This window comes from Methylocella sp., from assembly GCA_037200525.1.
Lineage (GTDB): Bacteria > Pseudomonadota > Alphaproteobacteria > Rhizobiales > Beijerinckiaceae > Methylocapsa.
The window spans coordinates 634,107-652,522 of sequence record JBBCGG010000001.1; the positions used below are offsets into that span (position 1 = coordinate 634,107).

Consider the following 18,416-nt stretch of genomic DNA (forward strand, 5'->3'; position numbering starts at 1 on the left):
TTCGATTTGAATTGATCGCGCCCCAGGATCCGCTGCGCGCTTATGCTGCGGACGTCGCTTCCTTGCTTTCAAATGCAGCGGCGACGGCGTCATCGACCCGCTCGAGCCAGACGAATTCGAGACGCTCGCGGGCGTCTTGCGGAATGTCATCATAGTCGCGCCGATTGCGGGCTGGCAGCAGAACGCGGGTCAAGCCCGCCCGCGCCGCCGCGGCCACTTTCTCCTTGATGCCGCCGACCGGCAGCACCAGCCCGCGCAGACTGATCTCGCCGGTCATGGCGGTGTCGTTGCGGACAATGCGCCCGCTCAGAACAGAGACGAGCGCGATGAACATCGCAACTCCGGCGCTCGGTCCATCTTTCGGCGTCGCGCCGGCCGGAACATGGATATGGATGTCGTTCTTGTCGAACATCGCGGGGTCGACGCCGAGGTCGCCTGCCCTGCTCTTCACCAGGCTGAGCGCCGCCTGCGCGCTCTCGCGCATTACCTCGCCGAGCTGACCGGTGAGGATCAGCTTGCCATGGCCAGGGGTGCGGGTCGCTTCGATGAAAAGAATGTCGCCGCCGACCGGAGTCCAGGCAAGGCCTGTCGCAACGCCCGGCACGCTGACGCGCATCGCCACCTCATCCTCAAACCGCGGCGGTCCGAGCAGATCGCTAAGATCGCTTTGCTTGATGTGAACGTGGCTGGCGCTGCCCTCGGCGATGTTGATGGCGATGTGACGTAACGCGCGGCCTATCTCGCGCTCGAGGTTGCGTACGCCCGCCTCGCGCGTATAGCCGCGAATGATGTCAGCCAGCGCGGCGTCGTCGATCTTGACTTGCGCGGACGTCAGACCGTTCATTTCCAGCTGGCGGCGCATCAAATAGCGCCTCGCGATCTCAAGCTTTTCCGCATCGGTATAGCCAGTGAGGCTGATGATCTCCATGCGGTCGCGCAGCGGCCCGGCGATCGTGTCGAGCATATTGGCTGTGGCGATGAACGCCACGCTGGAGAGATCAAACGGCACAGCGAGATAATTGTCGCGGAAGCTATTGTTCTGCTCGGGATCCAGCACCTCGAGCATGGCTGAGGCCGGATCGCCGTGGGCGCTGGCTCCCATTTTGTCGATCTCATCCAGCATCATTACGCAATTGCGCGTCCCGGCCTTGCGGATGCCTTGAATGATATTGCCGGGCAAAGCGCCGACATAGGTGCGCCGGTGGCCTCTGATCTCGGCTTCGTCATGAACGCCCCCGAGACTGACGCGGACGAATTTTCGTCTCATGGCGCGTGCGATGGATTGGCCGAGCGACGTCTTGCCGACGCCGGGCGGTCCGACAAAACAAAGAATCGGCGCTTTGCCCTGCGGCGCAAGCTTGCGCACCGCGAGATATTCGACGATGCGCTCCTTGATCTTTTCGAGACCGAAGTGATCCTCGTCAAGAATGCGGCGCGCCTCTGCGATATCGATCGGCGCCTCTTCGGGAAGCGTCCAGGGCAGTTCGATCAGCCAATCGAGATAGCTGCGGATCATGCCGAATTCGGCGGAGGCGTCGGGCATTCGCTCCAGCCTGTGCAGCTCCTTGCGCGCCGCCTGATCGACCTCGGGCGGCATGTTCGCTTTTGCGATCGCCCCGGTCAGCTCGGCGATCTCTTGCGCCTTGCCGTCGCCTTCGCCGAGCTGGCGCTGAATCGACGCCATCTGCTCGCGCAGCAGCATCTCGCGCTGACGCTCATCGAGGGTAGCTTTGGTCTGGCGGCCGATTTCCTGCGACAGCCGCAGCACCTCGATGCGCTGGGCGAGCAGCCGGGCGACCTTGTCCATCCGCGCAGGAAGATCGATGGTCTCCAGTATGTCCTGCTTCTGCTCGGGCGTCGCATCCATGTAAGCGGCGACGAGGTCGGTCAGAGCGGCCGGCGTGCTGGCTCCGTTGACGGCGGCGATCAGCTCGTTCGGCGTTTGCGGCAGAAGCTGGAGCGCCTCCGACGCCTGACCCTGGAGATGGACGAAACGCGCTTCGATGTCAGGCGAGCGCGCGTCGGATTCTTCGATCCGTCGCACCCTAGCGGCGAGGAAGGGCTGCTCCCTGACGAATTCTTCGACATAAAAGCGTTGTTCGCCCTGGCAGATCAAATGATGACCGCCGTCGGGGGCCGCTATATAGCGCAGGACGCTGGCGACAACGCCCATGCGATGCATGTTCAAGGGCAAGGCGTCCTCATCATTCGCATCGCGCTGCATGAGAAGGCCAACCGGACGTCCTTGTCGGACGGCCTCTTGCGCTGCGGCGATCGATTTGGGCCTGCCGACGGTTACCGGCATGACGACGCCCGGAAACAGTACGAAGTTGCGCACCGGCACGATAATTAGGGCGTCCTCCGGAAGATCGACGCGAGGACTGGCGACGGCGGCGGGCGCGCCGGCGTCCGCGGCGCGGAGAATTTGGGGAAAACGAGACATATCGAATATCCTCGATCAGACGAGTTTGCGCAAAGTAATGGCGAGGCAACCATTGACGACCGAGGGTCGCGCAACCTCATACCGGCCAGCTGGCAGCGGCACTTGTCGCTCGAAACGCCCCTGCGGCAATTCGAGCCGGTGGATCGCGGCCGTCATCAGCTGGGGCGGCGGCACGCGTTCGCCTGTGATCAGCAGCATGCCGTTGCTGAGCGTGACCGAGATATGCTCCGGATCGACGCCGGGCAACGCCGCAAAAACAAGCACTTCCCGATCCGTCTCGAGGACGTCGACCGGAGGCTCCCAATTGGGCGTGCGGCTGCGACTCGAGGCGGGTTGGAACATTTGGCGGTGCAATCGCTCCGCCCGAACCAGCATTTCCACCGCATCGGACCACATCCAGGCCCGCGCATCCGGGTATTTCATGCCTCATCCTCCACTGGCGAGCGACAAAGGGAGCTTTGCAGAAAGCGGCAATCCAGACGTCGTTGTCGCGTTGCAAGGTTCTAGCGCGCCGGACGCTCACGGCGCAAACGGCGAGATGCAAATTCGTTAGCTCCGAGATCGGCTGCCGAGCTTGGCTGAAACAGATGGCGCGCTGTATTCTGGCTCCCGACTCAGTCTTCGACGAGGACATGGAAGGGATGAGCGAGACCTCGCCGGCCGGGCGCCTCAAAGAAGCGACGCCTCAGCGCAAGATCATCCACGTCGATATGGACGCCTTTTTCGCCTCGGTGGAGCAGCGCGACAATCCGGAGCTGCGCGGCCGGCCGGTCGCCGTGGGCGGCGCGCGGCAACGCGGGGTCGTCGCCGCCGCGAGCTATGAGGCGCGAAAGTTTGGGGTGCGTTCGGCTATGGCCTCCGTGACGGCGCTGCGAAAATGTCCGGACCTTGTTTTCGTAAAGCCCCGCTTCGACGTTTATAAGGAAATCTCGCTCCAGATCCGGGCGATTTTCGCTGAGCATACCGCCGTCATCGAGCCGCTATCGCTGGATGAGGCCTATCTCGATGTGACCGAAACGCTGAATGGCTTATCGGCGACGGGGATCGCCGAAGAGATCCGGGCGAAAATCCGCGCTGCAACCGGTCTCACCGCCTCGGCCGGGGTGAGCTACAATAAATTCCTCGCCAAACTCGCGTCGGATCAACGCAAGCCAGACGGGATCTTCGTCATCACGCCGAAGATGGGCGGAGCCTTTGTCGAGGGCCTCGAAATCGCGAAATTTCATGGCGTCGGGCCGGCGACCGCCGCCAAGATGAACCGGGTCGGGATCTACACAGGTCTTGATCTGCGGGCATGGACGCTTCCCGATTTGCAGGCGCATTTCGGAAAATCAGGCGCTTTTTTCCATGCCATCGCGCGGGGCGTCGATCATCGGCCGGTCCGCGCCGATCGCATTCGCAAATCGGTCGGCGCGGAAAACACATTTGCGCAGGATCTCAGCGGATTCGAAGAGATGCGCGAATGCTTACAACCGATCCTCGACAGGGTCTGGAGTTATTGCGCGGGTGCAGGGCTCAGCGGCAGAACGGTGACGCTGAAGGTGAAATACGCCGATTTCGAGCAAATCACGCGCAGCCGATCGATAGCCGCAGGCGTTACCGGAAGGGAAGAGCTGGAGCGCCTCAGCCTTGATCTGCTGACGCCGCTGTTTCCGGTGAAAAAGGGCGTTCGGCTGCTCGGCGTTTCGCTTTCATCGCTCGATGCCGAAGCGGCGGCGGAAAGCCGGCAGTTGCGGCTGGGGTTTTGAGAATCGGCACGGCCCCAAGCCGGGCGGGTGCGCCGAGCTGGGAAATCGCCTGTGACGAAAATAACAATACTGAGTTTGTCGGGAGAGAAAGTAAGCGCCAATGAAGACCTCTACAGATGTATTAATCGTTGGCGCCGGACCGGTTGGCCTGCTGCTGGCGACAGAATTGTCGCGCGACGGAGTCGACGTTCTGCTGATTGACCACCATAAAACGCGTTCGTTCTTTTGTAAGGCGCTTGGCGTCACCCCGCGCACATTGGAGATCTTTGATGATCTCTGCATCGCTCAGGACGCCGTCGATAGCGGGGTCTGGCTGCATGGCGTTTCGGCGTTCAACGACGGCGTAGCCGGGCCGTCGATGGACGTCCCGACCGACCTTCCATTTGGCAGTCTGTCGCTGGCGCAGTTCGACACCGAACGGCTTTTGGAAGCTTGTCTGCACCGTTGCGGCGGAAGGGTGTTGTATGGCCGCACGCTCACCGGCTTCGAGGCGAGGGCTGATGGCGCCCGCGCCCAAGTCCAGGGACCAGACGGCGAGACGCAGACGGTCGATTGCCGCTGGCTGGTAGGTTGCGATGGCGCTCATAGCAAGGTCCGCACCACCCTCGGCGTGGATTTTGCGGGCGGCCAATATCCGCAAACTTTTGTTCTCGCGGATCTGGAGGTGGACTGGGATCTGCCGCGCGGCTGGATGTACCGGTTTAACACTGGAGCGGAAGCCGGCCCATCCGGCAGCGCTGCGCTGGCGGCTGTTCCGGTGCATGGCTCCTCTCGTCGTTATAGGTTGTCCACCGTAGTGCCGGACGCCACTCTGAACACGTCGGGGGACGCCACGGGAGAAATCTTTCCAGCGACGCTCGATCAGATCACCGCTCTAATGTCCCCTATCCTGCCGAAGGGGACGATCCTTTCATCGTTGCATTGGTCGTCGGTCTATCGGGTCAGCCACCGGATCGTGCCGACCTATGCGAAAGGACGCGTATTCCTGGCCGGCGATGCTGCGCATCTGCACCCGCCGGTTGGCGGGCAAGGCATGAACACCGGTCTTCAAGACGCGCATAATCTGGCGTGGAAGCTGACCTTGGCCTGTCGCGGGCTTGCCAGTGAGGCATTGCTGGACAGCTACTCTACCGAACGCCATGCGGTGGGTCTCGATGTCGTCGAGAACACCAACCGTGCGCTAAATGACGTGCTGGCGCAGCGCGCGCAACTGCCTGGCATGCGGGAGACTCAACTTCTCGTCAGCTATCGCGGCAGTCCGATCGTCGAGGATGAGCGCGCTGGCGCCGCCGCCGCACTGCTCGCCGCCGGAGATCGCCTCCCAAACGCGGGACAACTGCGCCGCCCCTTCGTCGGTCATGCATTGAGGCTGCACGAGCGCCTTGGGCGTGGTCGGCACGTCTTGCTTGGCTTTATCGACGATGACCCGGCGGCGGCCTTGCTTGCGCAAATGCTGAATCTACTTCGCGCTACGCTCGGCGAAAGCGCGGACGGATGCGCCATCGCACCCCGAGGCGGAAGTCCGCTGGCGGCGCCGGAGGAACTTCCGCTCCTGACTGATGCGGGGGGAGAGTTTGCCGCAGCGGTTTCCGCCAAACCAGGAAGCGTTTGGTTGGTCCGGCCGGATGGATATATCGGCTGGTGCAGCGAGACCCCATCGACAGATGGCCTGCGATCCTTCCTGAACCTGGTGGTTCGGACGCCGCCGCCGAGCTCCGGTGGATGACCTCGCCTGTTGAGCTGCAAACGGCGCGGCGATCATAGAAACGTTGAGGCGAGGGCCGGCGTTTCCGTCAGGGCGTGCGCCATATATTCGAGGGCGGTGCGGATAGCCGACCGGTTCGTCGGACCCCCTAAGCAAACGCGCACCGCCTCCGGGGCATTGCCGTCGACGGCGAAGGCATCGCTCGGCACGACCCCGATGCCCGTCGAGCGCATATGCGCGGCGAAGGCGGATCGGGTCCAAGGCGGGGGTAGCGCGACCCATAGATTGAAGCTGATCGGGTCGGCGCGAAAACTGCCCGTCGGCAAAATCTCCGTCGCAAGCGCCTGACGCGCGGCCGTCTCCGTCCGGATGAAGCGCAAGATGGCGTCGGCGGCGCCATCCTCGATCCAGCGGGTCGCGAGCGCGACGGTGAGGGGAGACGCCATCACATTAGCGGCTCGCGCGGCGGCGGCGAAGGGCCAGCCGGAGCGCACGTCGGGCGCAAGGACGTAAGCTGCGCGCAATCCCGCGCCGATGCATTTCGATAATCCGGCTACATGCCAGGTGAGATCCGGCGCGATCGCCGCGAAAGGCGCAGGGCCGCGTAACGGAATGAATCCATAGGCGTCGTCCTCGACGATAGGCACGCGGAACCGCCGCGCGACGGCGGCGATCGCGGTGCGGCGCGGCTCTGAAATAGTCAGCGTCGTCGGATTTTGCAGCGTCGGATTCAAATAGAGCGCCTTTGGCTGCAGCCGCTTGCAAGCCTCCGCGAAAGCGTCCGGATCGATGCCTTCCTCATCCATTGGCAACCCATGCAGCTTCAGCCCCAATTGCGCCGCGATCGAACGAGCGCCGGGGTAGGTCAGCGTCTCCGCGAGGATGGCCTCTCCGGGTTTTGCAAGGATTCCGAAAATGGCCAGCAAGGCCGGATGAGCGCCGGGCGTGACGAACAAACGTCCCTGCGCGGGCACTAGCGCGCGCCGGCCGAGCCAGCTCGACGCTGCGTCTTTGTCCGCCTGCGAACCGCCAAAGTCCTGATAGCGCAACAGAGGGATAAGATTGCGCGACACGGCTTCGAGCCCCGCTTGCATGCGTGCGATGAGGACAGGATCGTCCGGCTCGGGCGGAAGGTTCATCGAAAAATCGACGAGCACAGGCCGCGCCGTTCCCGCCGCCTTCGCGGGCTTGGCTTTGGCGAGCACGAAGGTGCCTTGGCCAACCTTGGATTCGATCAGTCCGCGCTTTTGAGCCTCGACGTAGCCTCGCGCCACCGTCGTGAAATCGACGGCGAGCCGCTCGGCCAGTTTGCGTTGCGGCGGCAGGCGGTCTCCACTCATGAGACGCCCGCTCTGGATGTCGTCGGCGATCACGTCGGCGATGGCGAGATAGCGCGGTTTGCCGCTGCGACTCAGATCAGGCGTCCAGTCACGCATGGTTATGCCCCTCGCGATCTCGGCGGGAGGTGACCGCTCTCCCCAGAGATTGACTGCATCGTGTTGCAATGTCTTGGCATCATTCTTGACGAAAGACAAGATCGACTGGAATGCGTCCGTTGGCCCCAGCAACTGGAGAAAACTTAGGCAGTCGCTAGCTAAATTGAAGGCGGGGCGCCTTAATTTTGACCGCGGCGATACGGCCAAAAGGAACGGATTGACTGCATAATTGTATGCAAAATGACCGGTTTCGCGCGTTTCAGCGGAAACATACAATTGGCACGCCGATTGCTATCAATTGCTCGTCCGAGGCCGATAGCCCATGACCCTAATGTCCTATGAGGAGTTCACTATGCCAGCAGTTACCAAGCCCGCCCACCAGAAAGGCGATTTTTTCGTCGATTACGAAGAGAAAGTCTTCGAGGACGTTCAGGCGCGGCCCGGCGAAAAGGCTCTGGTCACGTTTCATACCGTCGCTTTTGAGGGCTCCATCGGCTTCGTCAACCTGCTGCAGGCGACCCGCCTCAAGCGCAAAGGCTTCGATACCTCGATCCTTCTCTACGGGCCGGGCGTCACCCTCGGCGTCCAGCGCGGCTTCCCCAAAATCGGCGATGAAGCGTTTCCGGGGCATCAGAATTTCAATAACCAGATTACCAAGTTCATGGCTGAAGGCGGCAAGGTCTATGCCTGCCGCTTCGCCTTGCAGGCGTTGTACGGCCATGGCGAACCCTCGCTGATCCCCGGCATTACGCCGATCAGCCCGCTCGACGTGCTGGATCTCATCCTGCTCCACCGCAGAGACAACGCCTTCGTCCTCGACACCTGGACGCTCTGAGGCCAACCGGCGGCATCCTTCATAGGAGATGGCAATGGCTGAAAAGAAACTGGTCCGCGTAGCGGCCGTTCAGATCGCGCCGGACCTCGAGACGCCGACAGGAACGCTGGATCGCGTCCTGGCGGCGACCGCCGAGGCGGCGGAAAAAGGCGCCAAGCTCGTGGTCTTTCCCGAAACCTTCGTGCCTTGGTATCCCTATTTTTCCTTTGTCTATCCGCCGATGCTCACCGGCTCTGAGCATGTCCGGCTCTATGAGAACGCCGTTACCGTACCAGGACCCGTGACGGAGGCTCTCGCCTCCGCCGCGCGGCGACATGGCGTCGTCATCGCGCTCGGAATCAACGAGCGCGATCATGGCTCGCTCTACAATGCGCAGTTGGTCTTCGACGCCGATGGAAGTTTGCTGCTGCGGCGCCGTAAGATCACCCCGACCTTCCACGAGCGGATGATCTGGGGGCAGGGAGACGGCTCTGGCCTCAAGGTCGTCGACACCGCCGTCGGCAAGGTTGGCGCCCTCGCCTGCTGGGAGCATTACAACCCCCTCGCCCGCTACGCGCTCATGGCGCAGCATGAGGAGATTCATGTTGCGCAATTTCCCGGCTCGATGGTCGGGCAGATTTTTGCCGATCAGATCGAGGTCACTATCCGCCACCACGCGCTGGAATCTGGATGCTTCGTCGTCAATGCGACGGGCTGGCTAACGGAAGAGCAGATTGCGAAAATCTGCCCCGACGAAAAGATGCAACGGGGTCTGCGCGGCGGTTGCATGACGGCGATCATCTCGCCGGAAGGCGTTCATATCGTCCCGCCGATAACAAGCGGCGAAGGCATTCTCATCGCCGATCTCGACATGGGCCTGATCGTCAAGCGCAAACGCATGGTGGACAGCGTTGGCCATTATGCGCGGCCGGAATTGCTCAGTCTCAATCTCGACAATCGTCAGACGGCGCCGATGCAGACCGCGACGTCATTTGAACAGTCTTTCGTCTCCGGGAGCCAATTCGATGAAACAGACGATTCCAGCCGCAATCTCGACGGCGCAGTTGATCAGCGAGCTGCAGTCTTACGGAGTGCGTCTCGTTGATCCGAAGTCCGGCGCAGACAGCCGGCGCGGCGGCGCCGGTCCGTCGGACCACAAGGCTCTGACGATCGGCGGCATGACGTTGATGGCCCCGGTGCATACCGCGCCGGCGTTTGAGAGCCCCTATCTCGTCGAGAAGCCGGATGCGTTCGGCAACAGCCGCATCACCCGCGATGGGCTGCCGATCACGGAAGCCTCATTCCCGCTGCAGCCGCGCTTTTATGCTCTGCGCACGGCTGATGGCGTTCCTTACTCCAAAATCGCCGCGCTGCATGGCCGCGACGTGCTGGCGACGACCATTCTTCAAACCTGCATCCGCTATCAGAGCCGGACGAAAACCTGTCAGTTCTGCGCCATCGGCCAATCGCTCGCGGCCGGGCGCACCATCGAGCGCAAGACGCCGGCGCAACTCGCCGAGGTCGCCAAGGCGGCCGTCGAGCTTGACGGCGTCAAACATATGGTGATGACGACTGGCACGCCGCCCGGCGCCGATCGCGGCGCATCGATCCTGACGGAAAGCGCCGCCGCCGTGAAAGCCGCCGTCGCTTTGCCGATTCAGGCGCAGTGCGAGCCGCCGGATGACGATGCGTGGTTCGGCCGCATGAAGGAGGCGGGCGTCGACGCTCTCGGCATGCATCTTGAGGCCGTAACGCCGGAGGTGCGCGCTCGCATCATGCCGGGGAAGGCGCAAGTTCCTCTCAGCCGCTATTTTTCGGCTTATGAGGCGGCCGTTCCGGTGTTCGGCCGCGGTCAGGTTTCGACCTATATTCTGGCTGGGCTCGGGGACAGCAAGGAAGCGATCCTTGATATCTGCGAAAAGCTTGTCGCCATTGGCGTCTATCCATTCGTTGCGCCTTTCACGCCGATCTCCGGAACTCCGCTCGAAAGCCATCCGGCTCCCTCGCCCGACTTCATGCATGAGATCCTGCGCCCGCTCGCCGCGATGCTGGTCGCGGCCGGCATGAAATCGGAAGACGTCAAGGCGGGCTGCTCAAAATGCGGCGCCTGTTCCGCTCTCTCCGCCTATGAGCGGAGGATCTCGGCATGATCTTCGAGCCCTTCGCGCCTTTTCTCGCCAGCGAGTTTCAGGTGAAGTTCGCAACGCAGCCCTGGGAGCGCAATGGCGCTTATGCGCTTCGCCGCGCTGTCTTCTGCCAGGAACAGGGTCTCTTCGGAGGAAATGACCGAGATGCGATCGATGATTGCGCGATTCCGATCGTCGCGGTCTCGCTGCTTGGGGTGGCGGCCGACGCGGTAGTTGGAACCGTGCGAATTCACGAGCGGGAGCGAGGCGTCTGGCTTGGCTCGCGTCTTGCCGTCGCCGCCGATTATCGCCGCGTCGGAATGCTCGGCAGCTCGCTGATCAGACTGGCGGTGTCTTCGGCGCATGCGCGGGGATGCAAGCGTTTCTTCGCCGACGTCCAGAGCCAAAACGTCCTTTTGTTCCGGCGCATGCAATGGCGCACCATCGAAGAAGTCGTTTTGCACGGAAAGCCGCATCATAGGATGGAGGCTGATCTCGCCTTCTATCCGCCTTTCGTCAATTCCGAAGTCGGCTTTCATTCATTGTCGCGAAAGGCTGCATGATGGCCAGATCGCTCGACCTCGCAGCTCTCGCCGATGCGTTGCGCGCCAGCAGCGGGCTCGCGGCGAAGCGGGACATTGGCGCGGTTGCGGCAAGGCTCGGCCTCAATGGCGCGTCCACAGTCGCTGTCGGAGATGACTGTGCCGCGATTCCCGATGGCGACGGCTTTTTGCTGTTGGCGATCGAAGGCTTCATGAATGAATTTGTTGCTGGCGACCCCTGGTTCGCCGGATGGTGCGGCGTCATGGTCAATGTCTCGGACGTTGTCGCCATGGGCGGGCGCCCCATCGCTGTCGTCGACGCGCTGTGGGCGGATGGCGAGGACAAGGCTGATTCGGTGCTCGCTGGCCTGCGAGCGGCGGCCGATGCTTTCGGCGTGCCGATTGTCGGCGGCCACACCAATATCCGGACCGATCGCGGGCAGCTCTCGGTCGCTATCCTTGGACGCGCCAAACGCCTTCTGACCAGCTTTGACGCTCTGCCTGGCGATCGCCTTATCGCCGCGATAGATCTGCGCGGTCGCTATCGCGAGCGCTTCTCCAATTGGGAAGCAGCGACGAACGCGCCGCCTGCTCGGCTTCGTGCGGATCTCGAAATCCTTCCGGTAATCGCCGAAGCGGGCCTCGCCAAAGCCGCCAAGGATATCAGCCAGGGCGGCTTGATCGGGACAGCCGCCATGCTCGTTGAATGCTCGGGGGTCGGCGCCGAGATCAATGTCGCGGCGGTTCCTCGCCCTGACGGCGTCCCGCTCGCGCGCTGGCTCGCTACATTCCCGAGCTTTGGTTATCTCCTGTCGGTAGCGCCGCGCGATGTCGCTGAGGTGCTTGAGGCTTTCACGCGACGCGGCATCGCCGCCGCCGACATTGGAGCCGTCACGATGGGCGAGCAACTGGCCATTGTCGACGGCGCCTCAAAGCAAGTGATTTGGGATTTTTCCGAACGGCCTTTGATCGGCTGCGCCCGGCATGAGGCGTGCGCATGAGCCTGCGCGTCGCCATCCTCGCGCATTCGACCAATCCGCGCGGTGGCGTCATCCACGCGCTCGAGCTCGCCGACGCGCTTGTCGGACTTGGGCACGAGGCGACGGTGCACGCGCCAGATCCCAAAGGCAGCGGCTTTTTCCGCCAGACGAATTGCCGAACGGTGTCGGTTCCTGCGTCGGCGGCGCCCGTCGACGTGACTGAGATGGTCAAGATTCGCATCGCCGAATACGTGCGCCATTTCGAAGATCCGGCAAATCGCGGGTTCGACGTTTATCACGCACAGGACGGCATATCGGGCAATGCGCTCGCAACCTTGAAGGCTCGCGGCTTGGTTGGCGCCGCGGCTCGCACCGTCCATCATGTCGACAACTTCAAGTCGGCGGATTTAGCGGCTTTGCAGACGCGCGCGATAGGCGCCGCCGACGCGCATTTTGTCGTTAGCCGGACATGGCGGGATTGGTTGGCTGAACGCTTCGACGTTTCTGCGACAGTCATCGGCAACGGGGTCGACTCCCGCCGTTTCACCAACGCGGCCGGCGATCGCGACGCTGAATTGCGCCAGCGCCTTGGCCTTGCGTCCGGCCCCGTGTTTCTTTCCGTCGGCGGCGTCGAAGAGCGCAAGAATACGATCCGCATCCTCGAAGCCTTCCAGCAGGTCCATAGCCTCTATCCATTGGCGCAGCTTGTCATCGCCGGCGGCGCATCTTTGCTGGATCATGAAGCCTATCAGCAGATGTTCTCAGAGGCGCTGGAGGCCAGCGGATTGCCGGCGGGCGCCGTCATTCGCACAGGTCCGCTGGCGCAGGCGGATATGCCGTCTCTGTACCGCATCGCCGACGTCCTCGCCTTCCCGTCGCTGAAAGAGGGTTTTGGCCTCGTCGTGATCGAGGCGATGGCGAGCGGGACGCCGGTAGCGACCTCCAAAATTGCGCCTTTTACGGAATATCTCGGCGACAATGATGTTGCCTGGTGCGACCCGTTCAGTACGGCCTCGATCGCCAACGCCATGATCGCCGCGCTTGCTGAACCATTGCGCAGTCGATTGATCGCCGCAGGCGGCGCGGTCGCTCGCAAACATGATTGGCGGAAGACGGCCAAGGCGCATCTCGCCGCTTATGAAAATCTGAAGGAGCTTCGTCATGCCTGAGATGCATTTCAAAATCCGGTGGCCCGACGGCACAGCGGAACGCTGCTATTCGCCCTCGCTCGTAATCAAGGATTTTTTCGAAGCCGGAGCGAGCTATCCGCTTGCTGATTTCATTGAGAAAAGCCGCGCCGCCCTCAACATCGCCAGCGATCGCGTGAAGGCGAAATACGGCGCCCCATGTTCGCTTGCCCTCGGTCAACTCGCTCGCATTGAAGCGGCCGGAGCAAGGTTCGCCACGACGCCAAACGCTCGCGTCAGCGTCGAAGTCTTCGAGAATTAACGCTTACAGGAGGAGTTGTTCCGATGAGCTCACGCCTACCTTCCCATCGCTCCGTCGTCGTCATTGGCGGCGGCCAAGCCGGTCTTTCAGCCAGTTATTTTTTGAAACAGCATGGCGTCGATCATATCATTCTTGAGAAAAACCGCATTGCGCACTCCTGGCGCACTCAACGCTGGGACGCGTTTTGCCTGGTGACGCCGAACTGGCAGTGTCAGCTCCCCGGCTTCTCTTATCCCGGCAATGATCCCAACGGATTCATGCCGCGCGATGAAATCGTCTCCTATATCGAGGCCTATGCGAAAAAGATCGAGGCTCCAATTCGTGAAGGCGTCGCCGTTACTTGCGTCGCCAGCGATGGAGCGGACGGATTTATCGTTGAGACCAGCGAAAGAGTCATCTCCGCCGATTCAATCGTCCTCGCGGTCAGCGGCTACCACACCCCGAACATTCCGCGCATCTCCGAAAGTTTGCCGGGGAGCCTCGTTCAGATCCATTCCTCGGCCTATAAAAACCCTGGCCAATTGCCGGAAGGCGAGGTTCTCGTCGTGGGTTCCGGGCAGTCCGGTTGCCAGATTGCCGAAGACCTTCATCTTGCCGGGCGGAAAGTTCATCTCGTGGTCGGGAGCGCGCCGCGCTGCCCGCGCGTCTATCGCGGCCGCGACGCCGTCGACTGGCTGGCGGATCTCGGTCAATATGACCTCCCCGTCGACGATCATCCGCTCAAGGAAGGCGTGCGCAAAAAGGCGAACCACTATCTCACCGGCCGCGATGGCGGGCGCGATATCGACCTCCGGCGTTTTGCGACGGAAGGCATGGCGCTCTACGGGCGATTGAAAAACATCGAGGGCGGCCGGCTGCAATTTGAGGATGACCTCGCCAAAAATCTTGATGGCGCCGATGCGGTCTACAATGGCATTTGCGGTCTTATCGACAAGCACATAGCCGAAAGCGGCATCGTCGCGGAGGCGGGCGTTCATTACAAGCCGGTCTGGCGGCCATCCGATGTCGCCCGCGAACTTGACGCAGCATCTGCCGGCGTCGCCAGCATCGTTTGGGCGACAGGGTTCCGCTCCGACTGGTCGTGGATCGATTTGCCGATCCTCGACGCGTCGGGATATCCGGCGCATCGGCGCGGCGTCACAACGGTCGATGGCGTTTACGTTCTCGGCTTGCCGTGGCAGTACACTTGGGGGTCGGGCCGCTTTGTCGGCATTGGTCGCGACGCCGAATTTTTGGTGAACGAGATCAAGACGCGTCTTGGCAAGGTGAACCAACCAATGCAGCTCCAAGCGGCGGCGGTTTAACGAGAGAATCCGCGTGAATTTCGCCCCTCCCGCCTCGCGAGCGCAACAGCAGTCTGTCAGACTGAGCGCGATCCCTCAACGCGAGTCCCTGATCGAAACGCCGTCGGCCGCCGCTCTCGGGCCGACGGTGCTGCTTGGGATGCCCCATCTCAGCCTAAGGGGAGTGTCGGAAAACTGGCTTCTCAAGGAATGCGGCCATCGCCACTGGTTTATGATCGCGGCGGCTGCCGGTCTGCCGGCGCCGGATTTCCGGGACGCCGATGGCGAGCCTGTCTACGCCGCTTTTTGCGCGGCGACGATCCGCAACGCCAAGTTCGGCGCGCTCTCCGAGCATGATGAACTTTCTTTCTCCTCAAGCCTTGCGCGCATCTCGCGCACTCAGTTCGTCAGCATTCATAAGCTGACATGCTTTGGTCGCGAGGTTGGCGAAGTCGAACTCGTTTCCGTCTTCGTGAAGCGGCGGGAGAAGGGCAAAAACCGCTCTATTACGCGCATCGCGCTCACCGGGTTTCCGGCCGTTGAGAGGCGCTTGGAGTTCGGCCATGCGGCGGGGATCGCTGCGATGATCAGAGCTGATCGCTGGACCGAGCATTTCGGATTTTTGAGAGCCGGAGCCCGCGAAGATGCGCAACTGACGATAAGACCGTGCCCGTCGCAGGACTTCAACGGGGCCGGATTTCTCTATTTTGCGGCCTTCCAGAGCTTTGTCGATCGCGCCGAATGGGAGTTGCTAGCGATGCCGGCGCTCGCCCACCTCACGACAGCCGCGCGGCATGTCATCTATCACGGCAATATCGAACCGGGCGATCGCGTCGTTGTAAAGCTCCTCGGGCAGCGATGCGACGAGGATTTGCTTTCACATTGGTTCCAGATCGCGAGGGAGGACGGCGCCGCCAAACTGGCGGATGTTTTCACGCTTCGCCAGAGGCAGCCCTGATTAAGCGTTACGCGTGCGCGCGGCGCGACTCGGTGTAGGACGAGCCGCGCCGCGATGCGCGAACGCTCAAGCCGCTGGAATGATTTTTTCGCGGCGCAATCTGTCGAACAGGTCCGTGAACGAAGCCTCGGTGACCTGAAGGTCCATGAAGCCGAGGCGGCGGCTCTTGGTCATGTCCGTAAAAGTCTCGAGAGCGCGGCCGAGGTCGGCGTCGGTGTGCCACCAGGACGCCAGCGTCTCCAGCGCATAAGGCTTCAGCCCATGTTTGGCGACGATCTTCGCCCACACGTCGGCGGCGCCAGCCATCTGATCGGCCAACGGGGTTGGGCGTCCTGGATAGGGAGCCGCCTCGACGCCGAGGTTTTCGGCGATCTTGCCCCATAGCCGCCGCCAGCGAAAAACGTCGCCGTTGACGATGTTCAGCGCCTGATTGAACGCCGCCGGCGTCGTCGAAGCCCAAAGGACCTGCCGCGCCAGAATGCGGGCGTCGGTCACGTCGGTCACGGCCTCATATTGCTCGGGCGAGCCGGGGAAAACGAAGGGACGTCCGGTTTCCTTGCAGATGGCGGCGTAGACCGCCAGGGTGACGCCCATATTCATGGCGTTGCCGAGCGCCCAGCCGATCAGCGTATGAGGTCGGTGCACTGACCATTTGAAGCCGTCCCGAGCCGCTGTTTCGAACAAAATGTCTTCTTGCTCATAGTAGAAATTCTGGAACGGCAGCCGCGCCTGATCCTCGCTGAACGGTGTGTCGGGTTTGACCTGACCATAGGATTCAAACGGCCCGAGGTAGTGCTTCAGCCCGGTCACCAGAGCGACGTGGTCGGGCTTGGACGATGCTCCGACGCCGTCGAGCAAGTTGCGCAGCATCAGCCCGTTCACGCGGCAGTTTTCGACTTCATTAGCCTGGCGGGACCATGTGCAGAAAAAAACGTGAGAGATGTCGAGCCCGGCGACGCCGCGGCGAACGGATGCAATGTCGAGCAGATCCGCCGCCACTGGCTTGACGCCGCCGCTCGAGGACGGAGTGCGGGCGAGACCGTGAACAGTCCAGCCCTTTTCGAGGAGCAGATCGGCTAGATTGCTGCCGGAAATCCCGGTGGATCCCACCACGAGGGCGTTGGTGCGTGTCAAAACTGGCTCCTTGTTCGGTATTGGATATCGCGCAGCATCCGCATGAATTCGAGTCGCCGCGCAACTCGCAATCGCGTGAAGCCGCCCGCTGCCTGAGTTCTCGGGCGGAGCAGCTAAAGCCTCCTGCCCACGGCTGCGTGGGCAACAGAAATTCGCGCGGCGGCCAAATTATGATCGAAACTTTTTATTTCAAAGATGCTCGAACGGCTAATGAATCCGCTGAACTAACGAAGGAGCAGCAACAAGCAGGCTCCCGCGATGATCCACAGCGCGATGTGCCCCAATCGCGCGCCTCGCGCGGCGGCCTCGCCCATTCTGCCGATCGCGCCTTCGGATAATTCGATGCCGTCCTCCGCCATGTTTTCGATCTGGTTGACGATATTTTCCGCGCGCACGAGCGCCAACGGCAGATTGGCGGCGAAACGCCCGAGCGTTGCGGCGGCGCGGCCGGCGTCCTGCAATTTGCCGACTGGTCCAAGGTTTTCCTCGATCCAGGCCCGCACCACAGGCTCGGACGTCGACCACATGTTCAGCTTGGGGTCGAGGGTGCGCCCGACGCCCTCGACGACGACCATTGTCTTTTGCAAAAGCACGAGTTCGGTCCGCGTCTTCATGTCGAACAGACCCGTGATCTCAAACAAAAGGGTCAGGAGTTTCGCCATCGAGATCTGGTCGGCGGTGCGCGCGTGGATCGGTTCGCCGATGGCGCGGATGGCCTGCGCAAAATCCTCGACCTTATGGATGCGCGGCACGTAGCCGGCCTCAAAATGCACCTCAGCCACGCGGCGGTAATCGCGCTTGATGAAACCGTAAAGAATTTCCGCCAAAAAGCGCCGCTCGTTGAAGCCAAGACGGCCCATAATGCCGAAATCGACCGCGGTCAGGCGTCCCTCGGGGTCGATGAACAGATTCCCTTGATGCATGTCGGCATGGAAGAACCCGTCGCGCATCGCATGGCGCAGAAACGATTGGATGACGGAGCGGCCAAGATCAGGCAGGTCGTAACCCTTGGCCGTCAGCGCCGGAATGTCCGATAGGGCGATGCCGTCAACCCATTCGAGGGTGAGAACTTCTTTCTCGGTGCGGTCCCAATCGATTTTTGGCACCCGGAAGTCTTTATCCTTCGCGACATTTTCCGCGAATTCCGACGCCGCTGCGGCCTCCAGTCGAAAATCCATCTCCATTTTGACCATGCGGGCCATGGTGTCGATGACTTCAACGGGCCTCAGGCGCCGCACGTCGTCGATCCAGCGCTCCGCCAGTCGCGCCGCGAAATACATGTCGCCGAGGTCGCGTCGGAATCGCCGCTCGACGCCGGGACGCAACACTTTGACGGCGACGTCGCGTTCGCCCTCCGCGTCCTTCACCCGCGCCTTATGCACCTGCGCGATCGAGGCGGCGGCCACCGGCTCGCTGAAGCTGACGAAGATGGCGTCGAGCGGCTGGCCGAATGCCGCCTCGACGGACGCGACCGCCACGTCGCGCGAAAATGGCGCCATCCGGTCCTGCAAGAACTCGAGATGTCGCACGACTTCGGCGCCGACGACATCGGGCCGCGTCGCGAGGAATTGGCCGAGCTTCACATAGGATGGACCAAGCGCGCTGATCGCCGCTGGAAGATTGGCGAGACCTGGGCGCACGGTTCGCCGCGCAAGCAGCTTCGCCAAAGCCAGCGGCAAGCGCGCGGCGGGCGGCAGGATAGCCGGATCGACGTCGCTGAGAACGCCGGCGCGCGCCAGCACGAAGCCAGCGCGCGCAAGGCGTGGGAGAGAACCTAGAGAAAAAAGCACGAACGCGC

Annotated in this window: 16 protein-coding genes; 11 read left to right on the forward strand and 5 right to left on the reverse strand. The window is 62.2% G+C overall.

Translation table 11 applies throughout. The annotated features are described in order from the left end of the window. Nucleotides 1–40: 40 nt before the first annotated feature. Nucleotides 41–2,443, reverse strand: coding sequence for an endopeptidase La (gene lon / locus WDN46_02945; protein MEJ0092408.1), 2,403 nt, complete (start codon nt 2,441–2,443; stop codon nt 41–43). Nucleotides 2,444–2,458: 15 nt separating this feature from the next. Further along, on the reverse strand, nt 2,459–2,866 hold the full coding sequence (locus WDN46_02950) for an Hsp20/alpha crystallin family protein (protein MEJ0092409.1): 408 nt from the start codon (nt 2,864–2,866) through the stop codon (nt 2,459–2,461). A gap of 218 nt (nt 2,867–3,084) precedes the next feature. Here WDN46_02950 and dinB point away from each other — a divergent pair, with 218 nt between their 5' ends. Continuing rightward, the gene (gene dinB / locus WDN46_02955) at nt 3,085–4,191 is read left to right on the forward strand and encodes a DNA polymerase IV (GenBank protein MEJ0092410.1); all 1,107 of its coding nucleotides are present in this window, start codon (nt 3,085–3,087) and stop codon (nt 4,189–4,191) included. Nucleotides 4,192–4,291: 100 nt separating this feature from the next. Continuing rightward, entirely contained in the window at nt 4,292–5,917 is a 1,626-nt protein-coding gene (locus tag WDN46_02960) for an FAD-dependent monooxygenase (protein ID MEJ0092411.1), read from the forward strand. Between the two features lie 32 nt (nt 5,918–5,949). Here the strand turns inward: WDN46_02960 and WDN46_02965 are convergent, their stop codons facing one another. Beyond that, nucleotides 5,950–7,332 carry a PLP-dependent aminotransferase family protein gene (locus tag WDN46_02965; protein MEJ0092412.1) on the reverse strand — a complete coding sequence of 461 codons (1,383 nt, stop codon included), beginning with the start codon at nt 7,330–7,332 and terminating at the stop codon, nt 5,950–5,952. 352 nt (nt 7,333–7,684) lie between these two features. Here WDN46_02965 and WDN46_02970 point away from each other — a divergent pair, with 352 nt between their 5' ends. Genes WDN46_02970 through WDN46_03010 form a run of 9 tightly spaced genes read left to right on the forward strand, consistent with a single transcriptional unit; the run spans nt 7,685 to nt 15,484 of the window. Further along, nucleotides 7,685–8,167, forward strand: coding sequence for an MSMEG_0572/Sll0783 family nitrogen starvation response protein (locus WDN46_02970; protein ID MEJ0092413.1), 483 nt, complete (start codon nt 7,685–7,687; stop codon nt 8,165–8,167). A 34-nt stretch (nt 8,168–8,201) separates the two neighbouring features. Next, nucleotides 8,202–9,251, forward strand: a complete 1,050-nt coding sequence (locus WDN46_02975; GenBank protein MEJ0092414.1) for a Nit6803 family nitrilase — start codon at nt 8,202–8,204, stop codon at nt 9,249–9,251. Further along, nucleotides 9,172–10,296: an MSMEG_0568 family radical SAM protein gene (locus WDN46_02980; protein ID MEJ0092415.1), complete on the forward strand. Its 1,125-nt coding sequence runs from the start codon at nt 9,172–9,174 to the stop codon at nt 10,294–10,296. Before WDN46_02975 ends, WDN46_02980 begins: the two co-directional genes overlap by 80 nt. After that, nucleotides 10,293–10,835 carry an MSMEG_0567/Sll0786 family nitrogen starvation N-acetyltransferase gene (locus WDN46_02985; protein ID MEJ0092416.1) on the forward strand — a complete coding sequence of 181 codons (543 nt, stop codon included), beginning with the start codon at nt 10,293–10,295 and terminating at the stop codon, nt 10,833–10,835. Before WDN46_02980 ends, WDN46_02985 begins: the two co-directional genes overlap by 4 nt. After that, entirely contained in the window at nt 10,832–11,815 is a 984-nt protein-coding gene (locus WDN46_02990) for a sll0787 family AIR synthase-like protein (GenBank protein MEJ0092417.1), read from the forward strand. The genes WDN46_02985 and WDN46_02990 overlap by 4 nt, the downstream gene beginning before the upstream one ends. Next, nucleotides 11,812–12,963, forward strand: coding sequence for an MSMEG_0565 family glycosyltransferase (locus WDN46_02995; protein MEJ0092418.1), 1,152 nt, complete (start codon nt 11,812–11,814; stop codon nt 12,961–12,963). Before WDN46_02990 ends, WDN46_02995 begins: the two co-directional genes overlap by 4 nt. Then, nucleotides 12,956–13,243, forward strand: a complete 288-nt coding sequence (locus tag WDN46_03000) for an MSMEG_0570 family nitrogen starvation response protein (GenBank protein MEJ0092419.1) — start codon at nt 12,956–12,958, stop codon at nt 13,241–13,243. Before WDN46_02995 ends, WDN46_03000 begins: the two co-directional genes overlap by 8 nt. Nucleotides 13,244–13,266: 23 nt before the next feature. Beyond that, the gene (locus WDN46_03005) at nt 13,267–14,547 is read left to right on the forward strand and encodes an MSMEG_0569 family flavin-dependent oxidoreductase (protein ID MEJ0092420.1); all 1,281 of its coding nucleotides are present in this window, start codon (nt 13,267–13,269) and stop codon (nt 14,545–14,547) included. A 13-nt stretch (nt 14,548–14,560) separates the two neighbouring features. Beyond that, nucleotides 14,561–15,484, forward strand: coding sequence for a Pnap_2097 family protein (locus WDN46_03010; GenBank protein MEJ0092421.1), 924 nt, complete (start codon nt 14,561–14,563; stop codon nt 15,482–15,484). Nucleotides 15,485–15,550: 66 nt separating this feature from the next. Here WDN46_03010 and WDN46_03015 read toward each other — a convergent pair whose 3' ends face one another. Continuing rightward, a complete protein-coding gene (locus tag WDN46_03015) occupies nt 15,551–16,618 on the reverse strand; it encodes an SDR family oxidoreductase (GenBank protein MEJ0092422.1) in 1,068 nt (355 codons plus the stop codon). Nucleotides 16,619–16,842: 224 nt separating this feature from the next. Further along, a complete protein-coding gene (ubiB, locus tag WDN46_03020) occupies nt 16,843–18,408 on the reverse strand; it encodes a 2-polyprenylphenol 6-hydroxylase (GenBank protein ID MEJ0092423.1) in 1,566 nt (521 codons plus the stop codon). Between the last annotated feature and the right edge of the window lie 8 nt (nt 18,409–18,416).

Coding starts and splice junctions, on each gene's coding strand:
- WDN46_02975 (MEJ0092414.1), top strand. CDS start 8,202: ATGGCTGAAAAGAAACTGGTCCGCGTAGCGGCCGTTCAGATCGCGCCG.
- WDN46_02970 (MEJ0092413.1), top strand. CDS start 7,685: ATGCCAGCAGTTACCAAGCCCGCCCACCAGAAAGGCGATTTTTTCGTC.
- WDN46_02985 (MEJ0092416.1), top strand. CDS start 10,293: ATGATCTTCGAGCCCTTCGCGCCTTTTCTCGCCAGCGAGTTTCAGGTG.
- lon (MEJ0092408.1), bottom strand. CDS start 2,443: ATGTCTCGTTTTCCCCAAATTCTCCGCGCCGCGGACGCCGGCGCGCCC.
- WDN46_02960 (MEJ0092411.1), top strand. CDS start 4,292: ATGAAGACCTCTACAGATGTATTAATCGTTGGCGCCGGACCGGTTGGC.
- WDN46_03005 (MEJ0092420.1), top strand. CDS start 13,267: ATGAGCTCACGCCTACCTTCCCATCGCTCCGTCGTCGTCATTGGCGGC.
- WDN46_02990 (MEJ0092417.1), top strand. CDS start 10,832: ATGATGGCCAGATCGCTCGACCTCGCAGCTCTCGCCGATGCGTTGCGC.
- dinB (MEJ0092410.1), top strand. CDS start 3,085: ATGAGCGAGACCTCGCCGGCCGGGCGCCTCAAAGAAGCGACGCCTCAG.
- WDN46_03000 (MEJ0092419.1), top strand. CDS start 12,956: ATGCCTGAGATGCATTTCAAAATCCGGTGGCCCGACGGCACAGCGGAA.
- WDN46_02995 (MEJ0092418.1), top strand. CDS start 11,812: ATGAGCCTGCGCGTCGCCATCCTCGCGCATTCGACCAATCCGCGCGGT.
- WDN46_02980 (MEJ0092415.1), top strand. CDS start 9,172: ATGAAACAGACGATTCCAGCCGCAATCTCGACGGCGCAGTTGATCAGC.
- WDN46_02965 (MEJ0092412.1), bottom strand. CDS start 7,332: ATGCGTGACTGGACGCCTGATCTGAGTCGCAGCGGCAAACCGCGCTAT.
- WDN46_02950 (MEJ0092409.1), bottom strand. CDS start 2,866: ATGAAATACCCGGATGCGCGGGCCTGGATGTGGTCCGATGCGGTGGAA.